2 protein-coding genes are annotated in these 2,067 nt (G+C 64.9%); both read left to right on the forward strand.

Features of this window, described 5'->3' with window-relative positions; genetic code table 11:
* The coding region (locus tag RMN86_RS04285; RefSeq protein ID WP_309604596.1) for an NADH-quinone oxidoreductase subunit L at positions 1 to 1,345 on the forward strand (1,345 nt) is incomplete at its 5' end.
* A 14-nt stretch (positions 1,346 to 1,359) separates the two neighbouring features.
* On the forward strand, positions 1,360 to 2,067 hold a 708-nt coding region (locus RMN86_RS04290; RefSeq protein ID WP_309604597.1), incomplete at its 3' end, for a proton-conducting transporter membrane subunit.

A 2,067-nucleotide genomic window follows, 5' to 3' on the forward strand; every position in this document is an offset into this window, starting at 1 on the left:
GGGCAAGTCGGCCCAGTTCTTCCTGCACACCTGGCTGCCCGACGCCATGGAGGGCCCGACCCCGGTCTCGGCCCTGATCCACGCGGCGACCATGGTCACCGCCGGCGTCTACATGGTCTGCCTGCTGTCACCGATGTACGAGTATGCGCCCACCGCAAAGCACATTGTTCTGGTGATCGGCGCGATCACGGCGCTGTTCGCCGCCACGGTCGGTCTTGTGCAGAACGACATCAAGCGGGTGATCGCCTATTCGACCTGCTCGCAGCTCGGCTACATGTTCATGGCCGCCGGCGTCGGGGCCTATCAGGCTTCGATGTTCCACCTGTTCACACACGCCTTCTTCAAGGCGCTGCTGTTCCTGGGCGCGGGCTCGGTGATCCACGCCATGGCCCACGAGCAGGACATGCGCCGCTACGGCGGGCTGGCGAAATACCTGCCGGTGACCTTCGCCGTCATGACCATCGGCACCATCTCCATCACCGGCCTGGGCATCCCCGGCCTCGAGCTCGGATTCGCCGGATTCTACTCCAAGGACTCGATCATCCACGCCGCCTGGATGGCCGGCCAGGGGGGCGACCCGATGGGCTATTTCGGCTTCGTGATGGGCGTCTTCGTCGCGGGCCTGACGGCTTTCTACTCCTGGCGGTTGGCGTTCTTCACCTTCAACGGCCACGCCCGCTGGACCTCCGCGGACCTCGAGCACCACTGGCACAACCGAGACCACGCTCACGACGGAGCGCATGAAGACCACGCCGAGCCCGACCATGGGGGGCATGAGCACGAGCCCCACGAGAGCCCCTGGAGCATGCGCCTGCCGTTGATCGCGCTCGCCATCGGCGCGATCGGCGCGGGCTTCGCTTTCCACGAGAAGTTCATCGGGGCCGAACAGATCCAATTCTGGAAGGGCGCGATCTTCACCGCCGCCAACAACCACGTGCTGGCCGAGCACGAAGCGCCCTGGTGGATCGCCCAGGCGCCGCTGATCGTCTCGGTGCTTGGCCTGTTGATCGCGGCCTATGTCTACATCGCCCGAGAGGGCCTGGGCGCCCGGCTCGCCGCCAATCGCGGGCCGCTCTACCTGTTCTTCTACAACAAGTGGTTCTTCGACGAGCTCTATCAGGCGACCTTTGTCCGGGGCGCCAAGCTGCTCGGCGACCTGTTCTGGAAGGGCGGCGACCAGGCGATCATCGACGGGCTCGGTCCGGACGGGGTGTCGGCGGTTAGCTACGCGGTGGGCAAGGGCGCAGGGCGCCTGCAGACCGGCTACGTCTATCACTACGCCTTTGTGATGCTGCTGGGGGTCGCGGGCCTGCTGTCCTACGCCCTCTGGGCCTGGGCCGCTTAAGGGAGGCGACGGACATGCCCATCCTCTCCCTGATCACCTTCGCGCCCCTGCTTGGCGTGGCCGGCATCCTGGCGTTGCGCCTGCTCGGCAAGGCGGACGATCGCAAGACCGTCGAGGCGGCCAAGTGGATCGCGCTGGTCACCACGGTGGCGACCCTGGCGCTCTCGGTCCTGCTGGTCGCGCGGTTCAATCCGTCGGACAACGGCTTCCAGTTCGTCGAGGAGACACCCTGGTTCGCGGGTCTCAGCTACCGTATGGGGGTCGACGGAATCTCCGTGCTCTTCGTGCTGCTGACGGCCTTCCTGATGCCGATCTGCATCGCCGCCTCATGGAAATCGATCACCACCCGGGTGCTCGAATACATGATCGCCTTCCTGGTGCTGGAATGTCTGGTGATCGGCGTGTTCTGCGCGCTCGATCTGATCCTGTTCTACATCTACTTCGAGTTCGGCCTGGTGCCGATGTTCCTGATCATCGGCATCTGGGGCGGCCAACGGCGGGTCTACGCGGCCTTCAAGTTCTTCCTCTACACCCTGCTGGGCTCCGTGCTGATGCTGGCGGCGATCCTGGTGATGATCGGCGTTTCGGGCACCAGCTCGATCCCCGAGCTGATGACCTACAAATTCGACCCGGCCGACAACGGCTTCCAGTTTGTCGAGGAGACGCCCTGGTTCGCGGGCATCTACTACCGCATGGGGGTGGACGGCATTTCCGTCCTCTTC

Source organism: Phenylobacterium sp., from assembly GCF_031360265.1.
Lineage (GTDB): Bacteria > Pseudomonadota > Alphaproteobacteria > Caulobacterales > Caulobacteraceae > Phenylobacterium.